The sequence below is a fragment of the Chitinophaga sp. 22620 genome (assembly GCF_052044405.1).
Lineage (GTDB): Bacteria > Bacteroidota > Bacteroidia > Chitinophagales > Chitinophagaceae > Chitinophaga.
This window is the reverse complement of record NZ_JBQEMV010000003.1, coordinates 519,588-536,175: the sequence shown is the minus strand read 5'-3', so window position 1 is coordinate 536,175 and position 16,588 is coordinate 519,588. Positions and strand designations below refer to the sequence as shown.

At 54.5% G+C, this 16,588-nt stretch carries 17 protein-coding genes and 1 pseudogene; 5 read left to right on the top strand and 13 right to left on the bottom strand.

Annotated elements, in window-relative coordinates; all coding sequences use genetic code 11:
• The first annotated feature begins 184 nt into the window (after nt 1-184).
• Entirely contained in the window at nt 185-1,219 is a 1,035-nt protein-coding gene (locus tag ACTJIK_RS17640) for a LacI family DNA-binding transcriptional regulator (protein WP_440648474.1), read from the top strand.
• A 9-nt stretch (nt 1,220-1,228) separates the two neighbouring features.
• Here ACTJIK_RS17640 and ACTJIK_RS17635 read toward each other — a convergent pair whose 3' ends face one another.
• Complete coding sequence (locus ACTJIK_RS17635) at nt 1,229-1,843, bottom strand: murein L,D-transpeptidase catalytic domain-containing protein (protein WP_440648472.1); 615 nt, start codon at nt 1,841-1,843, stop codon at nt 1,229-1,231.
• A gap of 51 nt (nt 1,844-1,894) precedes the next feature.
• On the opposite strand from ACTJIK_RS17635, the gene ACTJIK_RS17630 reads away from it, so the two are divergent.
• Nucleotides 1,895-2,608: an EcsC family protein gene (locus ACTJIK_RS17630; RefSeq protein ID WP_440648471.1), complete on the top strand. Its 714-nt coding sequence runs from the start codon at nt 1,895-1,897 to the stop codon at nt 2,606-2,608.
• Between the two features lie 67 nt (nt 2,609-2,675).
• The gene (locus ACTJIK_RS17625; protein WP_440648469.1) at nt 2,676-4,793 is read left to right on the top strand and encodes a DNA topoisomerase 3; all 2,118 of its coding nucleotides are present in this window, start codon (nt 2,676-2,678) and stop codon (nt 4,791-4,793) included.
• 4 nt (nt 4,794-4,797) lie between these two features.
• On the opposite strand, the gene ACTJIK_RS17620 is transcribed toward ACTJIK_RS17625, so the two are convergent.
• Both ACTJIK_RS17620 and ACTJIK_RS17615 read right to left on the bottom strand, forming a co-directional pair.
• On the bottom strand, nt 4,798-5,310 hold the full coding sequence (locus ACTJIK_RS17620) for an N-acetyltransferase family protein (protein ID WP_440648467.1): 513 nt from the start codon (nt 5,308-5,310) through the stop codon (nt 4,798-4,800).
• 87 nt (nt 5,311-5,397) lie between these two features.
• Entirely contained in the window at nt 5,398-5,667 is a 270-nt protein-coding gene (locus ACTJIK_RS17615; RefSeq protein ID WP_440649217.1) for a hypothetical protein, read from the bottom strand.
• Between the two features lie 105 nt (nt 5,668-5,772).
• Between ACTJIK_RS17615 and ACTJIK_RS17610 the strand changes: the two genes are divergently transcribed.
• Nucleotides 5,773-6,333 (top strand): alpha-ketoglutarate-dependent dioxygenase AlkB, encoded by a 561-nt coding sequence (locus ACTJIK_RS17610; RefSeq protein ID WP_440648465.1) that lies wholly within the window; start codon nt 5,773-5,775, stop codon nt 6,331-6,333.
• Between the two features lie 2 nt (nt 6,334-6,335).
• Entirely contained in the window at nt 6,336-7,646 is a 1,311-nt protein-coding gene (locus ACTJIK_RS17605; RefSeq protein WP_440648463.1) for a peptidoglycan DD-metalloendopeptidase family protein, read from the top strand.
• Nucleotides 7,647-7,748: 102 nt separating this feature from the next.
• Here ACTJIK_RS17605 and ACTJIK_RS17600 read toward each other — a convergent pair whose 3' ends face one another.
• From ACTJIK_RS17600 to ACTJIK_RS17555, 10 genes and pseudogenes are all read right to left on the bottom strand, one after another.
• The gene (locus ACTJIK_RS17600) at nt 7,749-8,579 is read right to left on the bottom strand and encodes an MBL fold metallo-hydrolase (protein WP_440648461.1); all 831 of its coding nucleotides are present in this window, start codon (nt 8,577-8,579) and stop codon (nt 7,749-7,751) included.
• Between the two features lie 21 nt (nt 8,580-8,600).
• Nucleotides 8,601-9,209 (bottom strand): hypothetical protein, encoded by a 609-nt coding sequence (locus ACTJIK_RS17595; protein WP_440648459.1) that lies wholly within the window; start codon nt 9,207-9,209, stop codon nt 8,601-8,603.
• A gap of 197 nt (nt 9,210-9,406) precedes the next feature.
• Nucleotides 9,407-10,081: a tyrosine-protein phosphatase gene (locus ACTJIK_RS17590; protein ID WP_440648457.1), complete on the bottom strand. Its 675-nt coding sequence runs from the start codon at nt 10,079-10,081 to the stop codon at nt 9,407-9,409.
• A gap of 16 nt (nt 10,082-10,097) precedes the next feature.
• Nucleotides 10,098-11,483 (bottom strand): undecaprenyl-phosphate glucose phosphotransferase, encoded by a 1,386-nt coding sequence (locus tag ACTJIK_RS17585; RefSeq protein ID WP_440648455.1) that lies wholly within the window; start codon nt 11,481-11,483, stop codon nt 10,098-10,100.
• Nucleotides 11,477-12,727: a WcaI family glycosyltransferase gene (locus ACTJIK_RS17580; protein ID WP_440648453.1), complete on the bottom strand. Its 1,251-nt coding sequence runs from the start codon at nt 12,725-12,727 to the stop codon at nt 11,477-11,479. Before ACTJIK_RS17580 ends, ACTJIK_RS17585 begins: the two co-directional genes overlap by 7 nt.
• A complete protein-coding gene (locus ACTJIK_RS17575) occupies nt 12,720-13,280 on the bottom strand; it encodes a WcaF family extracellular polysaccharide biosynthesis acetyltransferase (protein WP_440648451.1) in 561 nt (186 codons plus the stop codon). Before ACTJIK_RS17575 ends, ACTJIK_RS17580 begins: the two co-directional genes overlap by 8 nt.
• Nucleotides 13,280-14,179 carry a glycosyltransferase family 2 protein gene (locus ACTJIK_RS17570; protein ID WP_440648449.1) on the bottom strand — a complete coding sequence of 300 codons (900 nt, stop codon included), beginning with the start codon at nt 14,177-14,179 and terminating at the stop codon, nt 13,280-13,282. Before ACTJIK_RS17570 ends, ACTJIK_RS17575 begins: the two co-directional genes overlap by 1 nt.
• Nucleotides 14,176-15,321: an XrtY-associated glycosyltransferase XYAG1 gene (locus ACTJIK_RS17565; protein WP_440648447.1), complete on the bottom strand. Its 1,146-nt coding sequence runs from the start codon at nt 15,319-15,321 to the stop codon at nt 14,176-14,178. Before ACTJIK_RS17565 ends, ACTJIK_RS17570 begins: the two co-directional genes overlap by 4 nt.
• A gap of 1 nt (nt 15,322) precedes the next feature.
• Complete coding sequence (locus ACTJIK_RS17560; protein ID WP_440648445.1) at nt 15,323-16,108, bottom strand: glycosyltransferase family 2 protein; 786 nt, start codon at nt 16,106-16,108, stop codon at nt 15,323-15,325.
• 54 nt (nt 16,109-16,162) lie between these two features.
• Nucleotides 16,163-16,303, bottom strand: a pseudogene (locus tag ACTJIK_RS17555) (DapH/DapD/GlmU-related protein); the annotation flags it as partial.
• Nucleotides 16,304-16,588 lie beyond the last annotated feature (285 nt).

The window sequence follows — 16,588 nt, the reverse complement described above, 5'->3', positions numbered from 1 at the left end:
TGTGTTAGCCGTTACGAGGATGTCGATTAGATTTCGTCTCTTCAAAGTGGAATGTTCACTGTTCACCTGTTAATCCGCAACCAATTTAATAATTGCAATCGATTTAATCCCGGCGATCATGGAAAAAATAGAGTTACAACGTTTGAAATAGATTTCGTATCATGCCAGGCATAATTCAGTCTGCATGAAAAGAGGGGTCACTATAAAAGACATTGCCAAAAAACTGAATATGTCGGTTTCGACCGTTTCGAAGGCGTTGAATAATGATGCGTCCATCAGTATTTACACCAGCGAGCGGGTGAAAGCGCTGGCCAAACAGCTGAACTATATACCCAACGAGGCCGCCCGGCATTTTAAGCTCGCCAAATCGTTCACCCTGGGGCTGATCATTCCCGATATACTGGACCAATATTACGCGGTAGCCGCCAACGGCGTGGAAGAAACCGCGGAGAAGCGCGGCTATAACGTGATCCTCACGCAATCGCATGAGGATGAGCAGAAGGAAGAAAAGATCGTGGATGTGATGATCCGCAACCGGGTAGACGGAGTGATCGTTTCCATCACGAAGAACCGGGTGGATATGGCGCCGTTCCAGAAACTGCTGTCCATCGGCATTCCCGTGGTCTGCATCGGGCGCGAGCCCAAATCGGGGCAGTTCGATTATGTTTCATCCAACAACCACGACGGCGGGATAATGGCCACGGAATTCCTGGTGGGCAAAGGCCACCGGCACATTGCGCACCTCATGGGCCCCTCGGGCATGCGCACCAGCCAGGCGCGCTTTGAAGGATATAAGCAGGCGCTGGCCAAACATGGCATCCCGTTCCGGGAAGAGCTGGTGGAAAGCGTGGACCTCACGCGCGCAGGCACTTTCAGCGCCATGAAGCGCCTCATGCAATTGCCGGAACCCCCTACGGCTATTGTTACATTCAAAAACTACGTTACGCTCGACGCGATAGATTACCTGAAAAAACATCATCCCGCGCTGGTGGATAAAATGCAGTTCACCGGCTTCGGCAACCTGCCCATCCTCCATCATCTCGATCACAAGCCGCTGGCCTCCATCGAGGAAAGTTCCTTCGAAATGGGGGAAGAGGCGGCGCGCATTTTATTTGAGCGCATCGGGGAGGAAGATGAAGGCGCGGAAACGGTGTACCGCAGCAGCCAGCTGCCATGCAGGCTGGTGGTGCACGACGATACGGAAGAAGATATACAGTGATAAAAGATCTCAGCGGTAGATCCAGAGCAGCACGGGCTTGCGGGATCTGTCCAGGTAAGGCTGGATACTGGCGAAATACCGTGGGTTCAGCGTAGGGCAACCATCGCTGCGGCAAATGCCGTCGCGGGTTTCCGCCAGCGGCACGCAGGAGTGGGCATGCAGCACCACGAATCTCTCAAAGGCGCGCGAATTGCTGGCATCCAGCCCGTGGAGCTTGTACGCCGTTCCGAAACGGCCGCTGTATTTCCCGCCGATGCGGTATTTGCCGGGAGAGGAACATAAGCTGCCGGGCTCGTTGGAAAAAGGCACGGTCTCCATCCTGTAATCGGGCCCCTGGCCGTGGCAAACGAGCGCTTCGCTCACCGGCTTGTTCTTTTCAAGATCAAAAAATACGAAACGTTTATTGCCGGAAAATACCCCGAAGTCTATAAAGCAGGCGTAATGCGTGTTATACCCGTTGCGGCGGGCGTATTCGCGCAGTTCTTTCACTTTGCGGCTGAGTTTTTGCATGCTCATGGAGGGCGGCTTTACCTCGGCGGGAACGGAAGGGAGCACCCGCGCCGGTTTTTTTTCGTTGCAGGCGGCGAGGGAAAGGAGCAATACAGGGATGAGATAATTCCGCAAAGGCATGGCTTAATGATGCAAAATACTTTTCTTTCCATAAAAAACCAGGGCATGTTATACGAAGCGCAGGCAAGGGCCGAAATGGAGGTCTGGCAGATGAAGATGCAAAAGGCGCCGTCTTTTACGGACCGGCTCTCCAAAAAAGTGCAGACCCGCATCAACCGCCTGATACCGGAAAAAGTACACAATGCCATCACCGCGACCATCAAACAAATGGTAAGGGGCGTATTATACGGTTCCGCCTATACGGCTCCGAAGAAGCCTGAATTCCCATCGTTCTTCGAGCTGGAAGACGCGGTGCGCCGGCGGGTGGACGTCTATAAAAAAACCGCTGCGGCGGAAGGCGGCGTTACCGGCGCGGGCGGCCTGCTGCTGGGGCTGGCCGATTTTCCTATCCTGCTGGGCATGAAGCTCAAGCTGCTTTTCGATATCGCGGCCTTTTACGGTTTCGATGTAAATGATTACAGGGAAAGGGTTTACATCCTCAATATCTTCCAGCTGGCATTCAGCAGCCAGCAGCACCGGCGCAAAGTGTTTGAGCAGATCACGGACTGGGACCGCAAAAGCAAAGAAATGCCGGAAGATATCAATGCCTTCGACTGGCTGAGCTTCCAGCAGGAATACCGCGACCATATTGATCTGGCCAAGCTCGGCCAGCTGCTGCCCGTGGTGGGCGCCGCCGTGGGCGTGGTCGTAAATTACCGGCTGGTGGAAAGGCTGGGCGTAACGGCTATGAATGCGTACAGAATGAGGATACTCAAATAAAAGATACACCCCAAACGTATTCTCCCGCTTTATTAATTCCCCGATATGCGCGAACTTTGGCGCAGGTATGAAAGTTTGTATTGCGGAAAAGCCCAGCGTGGCCAGGGATATTGCGGAAGTGCTGGGCGCTAAACAAAGAAAAGACGGTTATTATGAAGGCAACGGCTTCCAGGTGACGTGGACGTTCGGGCATTTCTGCACCCTCAAAGAGCCGCACGACTACTATGAATACTGGAAATACTGGCGGCTGGAAGACCTGCCTATGATCCCGCCGCACTTCGGCATCAAGCTGATCGAGAACGCGGGCGTGCAGAAGCAGTTCAAAGTGATCGAGGAACTGGTGAGCCAGTCGGAAGAAGTGATCAACTGTGGCGATGCCGGGCAGGAAGGCGAGCTGATCCAGCGCTGGGTGCTGCTCAAAGCCAAATGCACCGCCCCCGTGAAAAGGCTTTGGATATCGTCGCTCACCGAAGAAGCGATCCGTAACGGGTTCAGCCAGCTGCGTGAAAGCAGCCAGTACGACAATCTCTATGCCGCCGGCAGCGCCCGCGCCATCGGCGACTGGTTGCTGGGTATGAACGCCACACGGCTGTTCACCAAAAAATTTGCGCAGGGAAAGGCCGTGCTGTCCATCGGCAGGGTGCAAACGCCCACGCTGGCCATGATCGTGGCGCGGCAGAAAGAGATCAACGCATTTGTATCCGCCGAGTACTGGGAGCTGAAGACCATTTACAAAAAAGTGGAGTTCACCGCCACGATAGACCGCATCGCGCAGCCCGAACGCGCGGAGAAAGGACTGGCCTATCTGAAGGAACATCCTTTTGAGATCACTTCGTTCGAGCGGAAAGAAGGTAAGGAAGGCAATCCCCGCCTGTTCGACCTCACGGCGCTGCAGGTGGAAGCCAATAAAAAATACGGCTACTCGGCAGACGATACGCTAAAACACATTCAAAACCTCTACGAAAAAAAGCTCGTTACCTACCCGCGCGTAGATACCACGTACCTCTCTGAAGACCTTCATCCCAAGATCGAAGGCATCCTCAAAGACATGACACCCTACGCCAGCCTCATTGCGCCCATCCTGCAAAAGCCCATCCCGAAACTCAAATCGGTCTTCGACGATAAAAAAGTAACGGATCACCACGCCATCATTCCCACAGGCATGTACCCCGAAAACCTGCACCTGGATGAAAAGCGTATTTACGACCTGGTGGCCCGCCGCTTCATTGCAGCGTTCTACCCGGAATGTAAGATTTCCAACACGACTGTTTTGGGCAAGGTGGGCCAGGTGGAATTCAAGGTAACGGGTAAGCAGATATTGGAGCCCGGCTGGAAAGAAGTGTATGCCAACGATGCGCCCGCGCAGAAGGAAGGAGAAGAGCAGGAAGAAGGGGAAAAAATACTGCCTGTATTTGAAGTGGGAGAGAGCGGCCCGCATGAACCGCGCATTCACAAGGGTAAAACTTCACCGCCTAAGCCCTACACGGAAGCCACTTTGCTGCGTGCCATGGAAACCGCCGGCAAGCAGGTGGAAGATGAGGAAATGCGCGAGCTGCTGAAAGACAATGGTATCGGCCGGCCTTCCACCCGCGCGAACATCATCGAAACCCTGTTCCGCAGAAAATACATCGAAAAGAAAAAGAAGAACATCTTTGCCACACAAACCGGCATGGACCTCATAGATACTATCCAGAACGAGCTGCTGAAAAGCCCTGAGCTGACAGGGAACTGGGAACGCAAGCTGCGCCTGATCGAAAAAGGGGAATACGCCATGGAAACCTTCAAGCAGGAGCTGATCCAAATGGTGGTGGACCTCACGCAGGAAGTGAAGAGCAATACCGGCAGATCCATTACTATTGCGCCTGAAGCGCCGCCGGTAAAAGAGGAGGAACCGAAACCGAAGGCGCCGAAAAAAACCGTTGAGCTGGACAGCCTGCAATGTCCTAAATGCAAAGCCCACCCGGTGAAGAAAGGGAACACGGCTTATGGCTGCGGCAATTTCTCGGTCTGCGGGTTTAAGATACCATTCGAAATATTTGGCAAAAAGCTCAGCGATAAACAGTTGGCAGACCTGCTTACCAAAGGAAAGACCGGCAAGATCAAAGGCCTGAAACTGGACGGCGGGGAAGTTGAAGGGAAGCTGGTGCTGGATGGAACATTCACGGTAACCGTGGAGAAAGGGTAGGCCGCTATTGACCGATACGCTTGTAATACAATACGGTGCCGGTAAGCCCGCCATGCGGCTTTAAGGCAAAGTCAGGAATAACGCCGGCTTTCTGGTAATTCATTTTTTCATACAATCCCGCCGCGCCTTCATCTTCCGCTGTATCGAGCGTCAGCAGCGTTTTGCCGCGTTCAGCGGCGATCTGTTCGGCGGCGGCCAGCAGTGCGCGGGCAATGCCCCGGCCGCGGTGTTTCACGCGCGTCATCATCTTCGCTATTTCGGCTCGGTGCGGCTGATTGTCCGGGCAATCGAGCAATAGTGTAACCGTTCCGGTTAGTTCATCGCCATCGTATGCGCCCAGCACCATCCGTTCCCCGCGGTCCGCCGCGGCAAGGGAGGCTTCCCAGAATGCAACGGCCTTTTCCCGCGAAAGCGGGTGCATGAAGCTAACGGAACCGCCATGGGCCACAGTTTCGATGATGAGTTCCGCCAGGGCCTCAATGATGGCGGGCTGGCTGTGGAGCGCTGTGATATTCATATGGTTGAAGATAAGGAATACAGTGATTTTTTCTGTGTATTGAACGTGCTGGTACTTATCCTGATGAAAAGGGCGGAAAAAGCATGATCAGTCTGCCGCAACTTTATACGATGGATCTTCCAGCACATTCACTTCGATAACTGAGGACGCATTTTGCGGCAACTGCCTGCAATCGTCGCTGAGGTGCCACAGGTGCAGCGTTTTGCCTGCCTGCCGGTACTTTGCTGTCAGTTTGTTCAGCGCTTCAATGCCAGGCATATCCGCAACGCGGCTTTCCCTGAAATCGATGATCACTTCCGCCGGGTCGCCCGCCGCATCGAATTTTTCGAGGAAAGCGGTGACGGAGCCGAAGAACAGCGGGCCGTAGATCGAACAGGTCCAGGTATGCCTTCATTGTACCGGATTAGGGCGCAAAGCTAAAAATAAAAAGCCACTGTGGCATGGCTTTAGCGGCATTGGGGTATGCTCACCCTGTTCGACATACCGCCGGTTTTCCCGCCCGGCTTCGCTTACCAGCCCGGTTTCATTTCCGCGGAGGAAGAAGCGGCGTTGCTGGAAACCATTGCAGCCGTTACGCTGAAAACATTCACCTTCCAGGGTTATAAAGCCAAAAGGCGCACGGCAAGCTTCGGTTACGATTACAGTTTTGAAAAAAGGAATTTATCAAAAGGCAGGCCCATACCGGCGGCGTTCAGCTGGCTCATCGATAAAGTAGCCGCCTGGGCGGTCTTTCAGCCGGAAGATGTGCAGGAGCTGCTGGTCACGGAATATCCCGCCGGCTCAGTGATAAACTGGCACCGCGACGCCCCGCCTTTTGATATAGTGGCGGGAATTTCCCTTTTATCCGATTGCACTTTCCGGCTGCGTCCCCATGAAGCCAAACGGCCGCTGGTATCGTTCCCGGTGGAGCGCCGCTCTGTATACCTCATTAAGGACGAAGCGCGCTCGGAATGGCAGCACAGTATCGCCCCGGTACAGCAGTTGCGGTATTCCATTACATTACGCACCATCAAAAAACAGTGAAAATGGCTTACAATGGATCATTCCGCATGCCCGTCCTCCTGGTTTTACTCGCCTGCACGGCCTGCTCCACCGCCAAAAGGGGGCTTTTTGTGAAAAGAACTCCACATGAGCAATATGCCAGCAACATTACTTCGGCGGGACTGAAAGAAACGGCCCTCGGAAACGCCTGGTTCGCCGCGGCGGACAAAGCGCTGGCCCGCCCGCTCACCGTGTCGCTGCCCTACCGCGAAACCGGTTATTTTTCCCCTGAAAAGCCCGATGCTGCGGGGTATGCTTTTAATGTGCGGAGAGGCGAAAAGATCATCGTGCAGGTAAGCGTGAAACTGCCGGGCGATATATTGCTGTTCACCGACCTCTGGCAGCCGGCGGAAAATAATACGACGGCTTACATCGCGTCTGCGGACACCCTTACGCGCAGGCTGGAGCATGAGGCATCCGGCGACGGCCGCCTGGTGCTGCGCCTGCAACCGGAGCTGCTGCGGGGCGGGGAATATACTATTTCCATCACCACCGCCGCCAGCCTTGCTTTTCCCGTGAGCTCGGGTACCAATGCCAAAATAGGCAGCTTCTGGGGCGACGCCCGCGACCGTGGCGCGCGCAGCCATGAAGGCGTGGATATTTTCGGGAAATTCAGAACGCCCGTGGTGGCCGCGGCAGACGGGTATGTGACCCGCGCGGGGGAAAATAACCTGGGCGGGAAAGTGATATTCATGCAACCCGAGCAAAAAGATTATACGCTCTACTACGCGCACCTGGACGAGCAGCTGGTTTCCCCCGGCCAGCGTGTATCCGCGGGCGATACGCTCGGTTTAATGGGCAATACCGGCAACGCCCGCAACACGCCTACGCACCTGCATTTCGGCATCTATGCCCGCGGTGGCGCGGTGGATCCTTTGCCTTTTATCCGTTCTTTTAAAGAAGAAGCGCCCGCCGTTACGGCTTCGCTCGGTCTGCTGGCGGGCGCGGCCCGCACTTCCCGGGCGGTATCGCTGCTGGCTTCGCCTGAAAAGAACGGCGCGTTAATGGCTAAGCTGCCGGCCAACCAGGTTTTGCAGGTGCTGGCGGCTTACAGGAACTGGTATAAAGTTTTGCTGCCGGATCAAAAGGAAGGATTTGTTGAAAGTGCAGCGGTTACCGCAAAACCTTACCGAGAGCGGTCCTTGAAAGACACTGCCCGGCTGCTGGATCTCCCGGCCGCTACGGCGGGCGTTAAAACGGTGATCCCGAAAGGCGGGAACATTGCGGTGCTGGGCACATTCAACGGGTACCAGTTTGTGCGGTTCGGGGAGGAGGAAGGATGGATGGAAGAGTGATGTGCGCGGAAATATTTCATGCGGCAAAGCGCATTATGGAGAAAAGCGGCCAGGATAACGAAAGTGATGTGTGTGAAGATGCAGGATGTGTGGAAGCGCTTTTTAGAATAAAGCCGCCTGCACCACTACCGGTTTTTTCTTCGGCGGGGCGGGCCTGGGCGGCGCAACCAGCTGCCCGGGGAATATCTCGTATACTTTCGATTCCTCGTAACGGGATGCAACAGCCACTTTCACGTTGCCTGCATGCCGGGAGAATATGTCCAGCGCCAGCGCGGGATCGTTGTTGTCGCGGGAAAGGTGGGAGAGCAGGAGCACCTGCATGCCTTCGGGTTTGTGCTGCCTGAACAGGTCCAGCGCCTGCTGGTTGGAAAGGTGCCCGTGGCCGCCGCGGATGCGGTTCTTCAGGAAAATGGGATACCGTCCTTTCTCCAGCATGTCCGTATCGTAATTCGCTTCCAGGAAAGCGGCATGGCACTGCCGGAAATGATGCACCAGCTGGTCGCAGCACCGACCGATGTCTGTGAATACCCCGATGGTAACGCCGTTGCCGGTTACGAGGAAACTGTGGGGGTCGCAGGCGTCGTGGTATTTAACGAAGGCGGTTACCTGCAATTGCCCGATGGTAACGGGCTCCTGCGGTTTAAAGACAATGCCTTCCAGCTGCATACGGCTGTGGTGAAGGGTTTGCCCGGTGATGTAAACGGGGAGGCGGTATTTTTTGGCCAGCACCGGCACGCCGCTGATGTGGTCCGTATGTTCGTGGGAGATGAATATGGCTTTTACGGTGTCCATCTTCAGGCCGAGGCGTTTCATGCGGCGCTCGGTTTCGCGGCAGGAAATACCCGCGTCTACCAGGATCGCTTCTTCGGCGTTCCCTATGTAGTAACAGTTCCCGTTACTGCCTGAATTTAAGGATGTGATGAACAACGACATGCAGCTGCAAAGAAACAGATTTTAATTCACATCATAGGGAATGGATACCAGCATTTCAATCCGGCCTTCCGCCAGGGCGGTAAGCTCGAATTTTCCTTCATGCAGCTCGGCCACGTAAGCGATCAGGCTGCAAATGCGCTGGTCCAGGAAAGCCTGGAGGCTCTCGTTGCTGATGCCGGAGATGGAGCTGGACAGGGTGCGGTCGTTCGGATTGGCGAGGTACACGCCTTTGAGGGTTACGGCATCCTGCCCGAAAGTAATGTCCAGCTGCGGCTTTTCTTTCATGTCTGCATTGCGGTGCATGCGGAAAAGCAGGTTGAGCAGCAGCTGCTTCACCAGGAATTCATCCACATACGCCACCTCGCGGTCGCTTTCCGCGCGGAAGCTCACCCAGCTGGCAAACAGCGGGGCATACCGCTCGTCTTCCACCAGGTTCTTCAGCAGCTTCACGATCTGCGTCGGCGCTCTTTTCGAAGTCAGGGATTTGTTCAGTATATGCTGGATGATACGCACATTCTGCAAAAGAAATTCCAGTTCAATCACCTGCAGTTTGATCGCAGCGGCCTGCCGGTTGATCTTTTCCCCGCTTTTTTCCAGGCTGAACTGCCCTGATCCATATAACTCAATCAATTCAACGCTGGATAAAATACCGGATAGAATGGACCTGATTTCATGGAATACATCTTCGATAAGACCCTTATTTTCAGGAAATTTACTAGCTCCCGTAGAAGAAATCATTATGCAACCCTTGTTTTATGTATTCAGTTTAAAAAAAGCCGCTTTTATACGAACGGTTAACGTGTTCTTTAAAATTACAATATTTTGGATTATAACAGTTCATTTTTTATCACGCCGCCGCTCAATTTAGTAAGAACGGATGCATCCGGCAATGGGCGGCAAAGCACGTCCAGGTGCCGCTGATGGTGCGCATCGGTGCCGGTGAATTGCACCAGGCCCGCGTTCACCAGCTGCAACGCCATTTTCTGCACCCGCGTGCCGTAATACCCGTGCAGGGAAAGGATGTTCACCTGCAACAGCACGCCGGCCTCCTGCAGGTCATGATAAAAATCGAGGTCGCCATGCTGGTACATATACCTTTCCGGATGCGCGAGGATGGGCTCGTAGCCGGCCATTTTCAGGTTGAAGAAAACGGAGCGGTAATTGACAGGCAGCGCCACGAAAGGAAATTCCACCAGCAGGTATTTCCCGTTGATGGTCAGCAGCGGTGTTTTATCTTCCAGCAGCGATTCAAAATAATCGTCCATCAGGTATTCCGCCGCCGCATCCAGCTCCACGCCGATGCCGGCTTTTTCCACTTCGGCCCGCAGGGCGTCCAGCGCGGGCAGGATAGTGTCCGCATCGTTGTACCAGATGCCGCTCATAACGTGCGGGGTGGTGATCAGCTTTGTATAGCCCAACGAATGCAGCTGCCGTATCAGGGAAAGAGAGTCGTCTATGGTCTTGGCGCCATCGTCTAACCCCGGCAGCAGGTGTGAATGCATGTCCTGCCGGTTCAAATCAAAATGCATTTTTTTCTCCTTTTATGGTGTTGGCCACCGTTAAGAAAATGATGCGGAGGTCCAGGTAAATAGACCAATGCTCCATGTACCAGATATCATGCTCCACGCGTTTGCGCAGATGGCTTTCGTCGGTGATCTCGCCCCTGAAGCCGTTTACCTGCGCCCAGCCGCTGATGCCGGGTTTCAGGTAGTGGCGGATCATATACTGCTGTATGATCCGGGAATATTCTTCGGTATGTTTCAGCATATGCGGCCGGGGGCCGATGATGGACATATCGCCGGCCAGCACGTTGAGGAACTGCGGGATCTCGTCCAGGTTGGTTTTGCGCAGGATGCGCCCGACGCGCGTAAAACGGCGGTCGTTTCGGGTGGCCTGCTTGTCGTTGGCCTCCTTGTTCACATACATGCTGCGCAGCTTCAGGCAGCGGAAAGTTTTATTGTTGCGGCCGGTGCGGTGCTGCACGAAAAATACGGGCCCTTTGGATTCGAGCCTGATCAGGATGGCCAGCAAGGGAATGAGCCAGCTGAGCAGGAAAATGGTGACCAGCCCGCTGAAAAGCAGGTCGAACAAGCGTTTGCGGATCTGGTTGGCCAGATCGTCCAGCGGTTCGGAGCGCAGGGAGATCACGGGGATGTTGTTGAGATAATCCACGTAGATCTGCCGGTTCACGAACATCCTGAAATCGGGCACGAACCGGAAGTGAATGAAATGCTGCTCCGCCTCGTAGGCCAGCGTGTAGAGGTACGGGTTCTCCTCGGGCGACAGCGTGGAGTAGATCTCCCTGATGTTATTGTCTTTCGCATACGGCACGCATTCCTTCAGCCCGCCTATCACGGGGTAATAGGAGAGCTCGTTCACTTTGTTGTATTCTTCAAAATACCCTTCGAACTTCAGGTTGCTTTTTTCGGTCACCAGGTTGTCCGCCAGTTTTTTGGACATTTCGTTGTACCCCAGTATCACCATTTTCCTTTCCACGTCCTTGCTTTTGAGAAGGGAATTGGTGACCCAGAAGAAAAGCAGCCGGTTGAACACCACCATGATGGAAAAGAGGGCGCAGTACATGAGCACGAAGAAGCGGGAATACAGCTCGCCGTAAAGGAAAAGGAACAGCAGCAGCATGAGCAGGTAGAATATGATGGCCTGCACGGTTTTGCGCGCCATTCTTTCGTAGCTCAATTGCTGCGTGAGCGCGTAGATGCCGGTGGTGTACAGGCCGATGGCCCATGCCACGTTGGATACGAGCAGGAACGCGTCTGCCCCGGTATGTATTTGCAGGTCGTACTGGCGGAGGCCGAAGCCGGCCACGAAAAATATGGCGTTGAGCCAGATGAAATCCAGCACGATGATCTGTATGAGACTGATTTTAAGATAGCGGCTTAACATAGTTGCTGATTACGGTTAACGACAATTGCTTCGAAACGGCCCATCACGCCGGATATGGCCAGGTGCTCCGCGGCATAGGCCCGGGCATTGTTGGTAATGCCGGCGCTTTCGCTGCTCACGGCAAGGGCCACGCCTTCGTTCAGCGCCTGCTGGTCTTCCGCGTTCACGAGAATGCCCATCCGGTATCGGTCCACCAGCGCGTGCAGGCCCGAGCCCGGGTTGGCGGTAACGAGCGCAAGCCCGCCCACAGCCAGTATGGTACTGAGCTTGGAAGGCATTACGAGGTCGGACGCGCCGGCTTTCTGGATCACTAAATGCACATCGGCCATATTGAGAAAACGGTTGAATTTTTCAAACGGCTGGATCGGGTAAAAGATCACATTTTCCAGTTCCAGCTGCTCGGCCATGGCTTCCAGCCTGGATTTGTAAGGCCCCGAGCCGCATACGACGAACTTCAGGTCCGGCCGGTTGCGCATGGCCTTCGCCGTATGCAGGATGGCTTCCAGCCCCTGCTTTTCGCCGATGGCGCCGGAATAAAGGATCACCTTGTCCTCCGGCCGGAACCCGTATTCCTGCTTAAGCGCGGCTTTATCGTCCACGGGGTAGAACAGTGAAGTGTCCACCCAGTTGGGGAAGAACTGCACGTTCTTCGGTATTTTCTGGCCAATGCGCTGCATCATGCCGTCTGAAATGCTGCTCACCACGTCGGCCCGTTTGAGAATGTAACGCTCCACGCCAAACAGCATGTTGATGAGCTTGTCCGAACGGATCATCTGCAGGTCGCGCGCGGCCTCTATCTGCAGGTCCTGGATATGGTAGAGGAACTGTGCGCCGCGCAGCTTTTTGTACAGCACAGCCAGCAGCCCCAGCTGGAAAGAAGGCGCCACGGTGATCACCAGGTCATGTTTTTTCCCGGGGATGAGCTGTAATAATTTAAAAAAAGCAGACATGGAAAACGACAGGTCGAGCAGCATGCGTTTTTTGCCGGTAGGCTGCGCCGGCACATATTGAGGGCAGCGGTAGACCTTGAGGTTACCACCATGGCTCACTTCTTTTTTATACCAGCGCTTGTGCCGGTCGTACGGCTTTTGCACTTCCCATTGCGGGTAGTAAGGGTAGGAGGTGATCACGGTGCATTGATAGCCGTTCTCCACCAGCCAGTTGATCATTTCCCCGTTATATTTTCCGATCCCGGTGGGCTCAGGGGAAAAGTTTCCACCGATCAGCAATACTCTTTTAGGCATTTGTTTTCATCGTTCTTTTTCGCACAAAGGTTGCAGGGTTGCCGGCGTATATCTGCCATGGCTCCAGGTCTCTGGTGGCGACTGATTTTACGGTTAAAATAGCGTGCGACCCGCAGGACACGCCCGGGCACACAATAGATCCGGCGCCGATCCACACCCCGTCGCCCAGCCGGATCTTGCCGAGGCGGTACGGGAAATCGGTCTGCGTGTAGTCGTGGTTGCCGGTGAGCAGCAGCGCGCCCTGCGACACGCATACGTGGCTGCCGATATGCACGTCTTCCAGGTTATCTATCCACACTGATTCCCCGATCCAGCAATGGTCGCCGATGGTGAGGCGCCAGGGATTCTTGATGCGCACCTTGGTCTTGATCACGAGCCCTTTTCCCACCTTTGCGCCGAAAAGGCGCAGCAGCCTGGATTTGAGGCCCATGGGCCAGGGAAAGGCGCTGTTCATGATATAATAATTCACGAAATACCAGCTGAGCACTTTCCATTTCGGGCCGGCCTTGTAAGTGCCGGTGTTGAATGCGGACAGATCGGTCGTCATTTCCATCAGATGGCAATGTTATAATCGGTTCTTAACAGTTCTATGAGCTTTTCCTTCCGGGTATCGCCCTTTAGCTTCTCTTCAAATTCCTTCATGTTCACATCCACCAGCAGGCGGTACCAGTATCCCTGCATAAAATGGAAGATGAAGCCTTTGTAGCCGTCCAGGAAGCCGAAACGGAGGAAGTAGCGGAAAAAGAAGTACAGGCTGGCCCTGGCGCCGGGAGACAGGGAAGCGTATACCTTTTCTTTCAGGTAACGTTTGCGTTTTGCCTGCGAGCTTTCGTTCTGCAGCAGCCTGCCGTCGTTTTCCAGGAACTGGTATTTGATGTTCAGCAGGTCCACCATTTCGCGGATGGCATAGTTGTTATGTTTGTTCACCCACCAGTGGATGGAGTTCAGGTTATGGTCTACGATATGCTCTTTCAGCATCAGGGTGCCTTCTCCCGAAAGTACGATGTGCTCGTCCATCCAGCGCTGCTCTATGCTGCCCGCGCCGTTGCGCCAGATGCGCAGCAGGGTATGCGGATAAAAGCCGCCGTAACGGATCCATTTGTCTTTGAACAGCACTTTCCGGCGGATGTAGATGCCGGTGATATTATCCGGGATGTTCGCTTCGTTGATCTCTTTTACCAGGGCGGGTTCCAGGTATTCGTCCGCATCCATGCGCATCACCCAGGGGTTCTGGATGCCGCAGTTGTCCAGCGCCCACTGGAACTGCACGGCGTAGTTTACCCATTTGTTGCGGAAGATGCGCGCGCCGAAAGATTCGGCGATGGCCACGGTATCGTCTGTGGATCCGGCGTCTATGATACAGATGTCGTCGCTCACCTGCCGCATGCTTTCGAGGCAGCGGGCGATGTGCTTTTGTTCGTTAAAGGTTAATATGATCACGGAGATCTTCATGACGCTTTCTTTTTGCCGGAGTGTTTATACATGCTCACATAATCGGAGGCCAGCCTGGCCTCGTTGAAATCTTCCTGCACTTTTACGACGGCCGCCGCGTTGATGCGGGCGCGTGCTTCGTGGCTGTTGTAGGCGGTGATGAGCTTGTTCCTCACTTCCTCCACTTCGCTGATGCCGGTCACCCAGCCCAGGTCGTTCCTTTTCACATAAGGCGCCAGGCCTACGTGCTCGCTTACCAGCACAGGCGTTCCTACGGCAAGGCTTTCCAGCACCACCATCGCGAAATTCTCGTTGTGCGAGGTGAGCGCAAAAAGGTCTGAACCCGCCAGGAAAGCGAATTTTTCTTCTTTATCCTTCCAGCCCGCCCATTCCACTTTATCATCCAGCCCCAGCCGGGCAATGAGGGCGCGCAGCTCGGCGAGATACGCTTCGTCGCCGCTGCCGGCTATTTTGAGCAGGAAGGGGAATTCGACTTTAGACAGCGCCTGCAGCAGAATGTCCAGCCCTTTTTTGGGATGGATGCGAGAAAAGAAGCTGATGGTGAAAACCTCGTTGGCTTTGCGCTGGTAGCTGCCTTCGGGCAGGCTCACGAGGTTATGGATGATCTCGTTGTCCCAGTTGTTGTTGATGCGCAGGCAGTCGTCGCGCTCCATATCGGAGGTGGTGTGCAGGTAGGTGCGGCGCAGCAGGTGTTTGCCCAGCACATTGTGCAGTATTTTTTTAGAAAGCTTGTTGCGGTGGTTGAACACAAAGTCGCATAGCACGCCGCGCGGGCTCAGCACCGGGCGGATGCCCCTGATGGAGCAGATGAGCGAAGCGCCCATCACCAGGAAGTTCCACCAGCTGTGGATGTGCACCACGTCGTAATCGTTGGCGGTGGCCCAGGTGGTGCTCCACAGGCTGGGCGATACGTGCGTATGGTCTTTGGTGATGCGGGGGAAATATTTCACTTCCACGCCGTTCACCACCTGTGTTTCTTTGACAGGCACATCCAGCTCCTGTTCGCCATTGGCGGTGGTGGTATACACCATTACGCGATGCCCGAGGTTGGCCAGCCCTTCCGCCAGCTTCGATACGCTGATGATGGGGCCGCCGTAGATATAGGCTGGTTTGTACGAAGGGACGATAAACAGAATTTTCATATCAGAATTTATTTCCTTTATAGGTTAACTTTTGATAGATGCCTTTTACGTTGCGGGCTTTCGCATATAGCTCGTAAATGTATTTGCGGAAGTTGGGCGTGGGCAGGTTCAGCTCCTGCAGCATCCGGTGATGTTCCGCCTGCATTTTGCCTGTCACGGATACGGAAAACGAGCCGCCGTGCAGCCGGTATTCCCCCAGGGGCCTGGGTATATACCCCTTTCGTACGGAAGGGTCCAGGCAAACGGACAGCAGGAATTTGGAATCCGCGGAGTACTTCAGGCTTTTGTCGAACCCGCGGTGTTTGTCGTAAATGCGCCGCGTCCAGAAGGAGCTTTGCTGGGCGAACGGTACGCGCCGCAGCTGGCGGATGGCCTGGAAGCCAAGCGGAACGGCTTTGTAGGAAAAGATCACTTCGCTGTGCTCGTTGATGTAATTCACATCGCCGTATACTAGATCGCATTGCTGCTTTTCGAATTTCTCCACCACTTTTTCCAGGGTGTAAGGCAGCAGGCGGTCGTCTGCATTGATGTAGCAGAGGTATTTGCCCTTGGCTTTGTCGAAGCCTTTACGCAGGGCGTCGTACATGCCTTCGTCCTTTTCGGAAATGATGACGTCTATCAGTCCGCGGTTGGCGGAAACGATCTCCATGGTACTGTCTGTGCTCGCCCCGTCTACCACGATGATCTCGAAATTGCGGTAGGTCTGGTTAAAGATGCTGTCCAGCGTTTCTTTGATAAATTCCTGCCCGTTGTATACCGGTATAACTATTGAGACCAATGCTGACATATAATCTGACATATATTTTCGTTAATGGGTAATTGTCCTGAATTTTTTGATCACCGCCGGGTTGCCCGCCACGATGGCGTATTCCGGCACATCCTTCGTTACCACGGAGCCCGCCGCGATAATGGAATGCGAGCCGATGCGGATGCCGGGAAGGATGATCACACGGGTGCCGATCCATACGTCGTTGCCGATCACCACCGGCTTGCGCGGCGTGTTGCCCTGTTCGCGCATGGGAATGTCCGTCCGTTCAAAATTGTGGCTGCCGGAAAGGATGGTCACTTCCGGGCCGAACATCACATCGTCGCCGATGATGGTATCGTTCCCGATCCAGCAATCCACGTTCAGCCCGGTGTAATTGCCGATCACAACGTTCTGCCCGCTGCCGAAGCGCACGTTGCGGCTTACTTTGATGTTTTTCCCCGCGCTGAGGAATATCTTTGAGGCCAGCCAGGTGCGGAAAGGAAGCGCAAGCACTCCCAG

Coding starts and splice junctions, on each gene's coding strand:
- ACTJIK_RS17640 (WP_440648474.1), top strand. CDS start 185: ATGAAAAGAGGGGTCACTATAAAAGACATTGCCAAAAAACTGAATATG.
- ACTJIK_RS17630 (WP_440648471.1), top strand. CDS start 1,895: ATGTTATACGAAGCGCAGGCAAGGGCCGAAATGGAGGTCTGGCAGATG.
- ACTJIK_RS17625 (WP_440648469.1), top strand. CDS start 2,676: ATGAAAGTTTGTATTGCGGAAAAGCCCAGCGTGGCCAGGGATATTGCG.
- ACTJIK_RS17620 (WP_440648467.1), bottom strand. CDS start 5,310: ATGAATATCACAGCGCTCCACAGCCAGCCCGCCATCATTGAGGCCCTG.
- ACTJIK_RS17610 (WP_440648465.1), top strand. CDS start 5,773: ATGCTCACCCTGTTCGACATACCGCCGGTTTTCCCGCCCGGCTTCGCT.
- ACTJIK_RS17605 (WP_440648463.1), top strand. CDS start 6,336: ATGGCTTACAATGGATCATTCCGCATGCCCGTCCTCCTGGTTTTACTC.
- ACTJIK_RS17600 (WP_440648461.1), bottom strand. CDS start 8,579: ATGTCGTTGTTCATCACATCCTTAAATTCAGGCAGTAACGGGAACTGT.
- ACTJIK_RS17590 (WP_440648457.1), bottom strand. CDS start 10,081: ATGCATTCACACCTGCTGCCGGGGTTAGACGATGGCGCCAAGACCATA.
- ACTJIK_RS17585 (WP_440648455.1), bottom strand. CDS start 11,483: ATGTTAAGCCGCTATCTTAAAATCAGTCTCATACAGATCATCGTGCTG.
- ACTJIK_RS17580 (WP_440648453.1), bottom strand. CDS start 12,727: ATGCCTAAAAGAGTATTGCTGATCGGTGGAAACTTTTCCCCTGAGCCC.
- ACTJIK_RS17575 (WP_440648451.1), bottom strand. CDS start 13,280: ATGGAAATGACGACCGATCTGTCCGCATTCAACACCGGCACTTACAAG.
- ACTJIK_RS17570 (WP_440648449.1), bottom strand. CDS start 14,179: ATGAAGATCTCCGTGATCATATTAACCTTTAACGAACAAAAGCACATC.
- ACTJIK_RS17565 (WP_440648447.1), bottom strand. CDS start 15,321: ATGAAAATTCTGTTTATCGTCCCTTCGTACAAACCAGCCTATATCTAC.
- ACTJIK_RS17560 (WP_440648445.1), bottom strand. CDS start 16,108: ATGTCAGCATTGGTCTCAATAGTTATACCGGTATACAACGGGCAGGAA.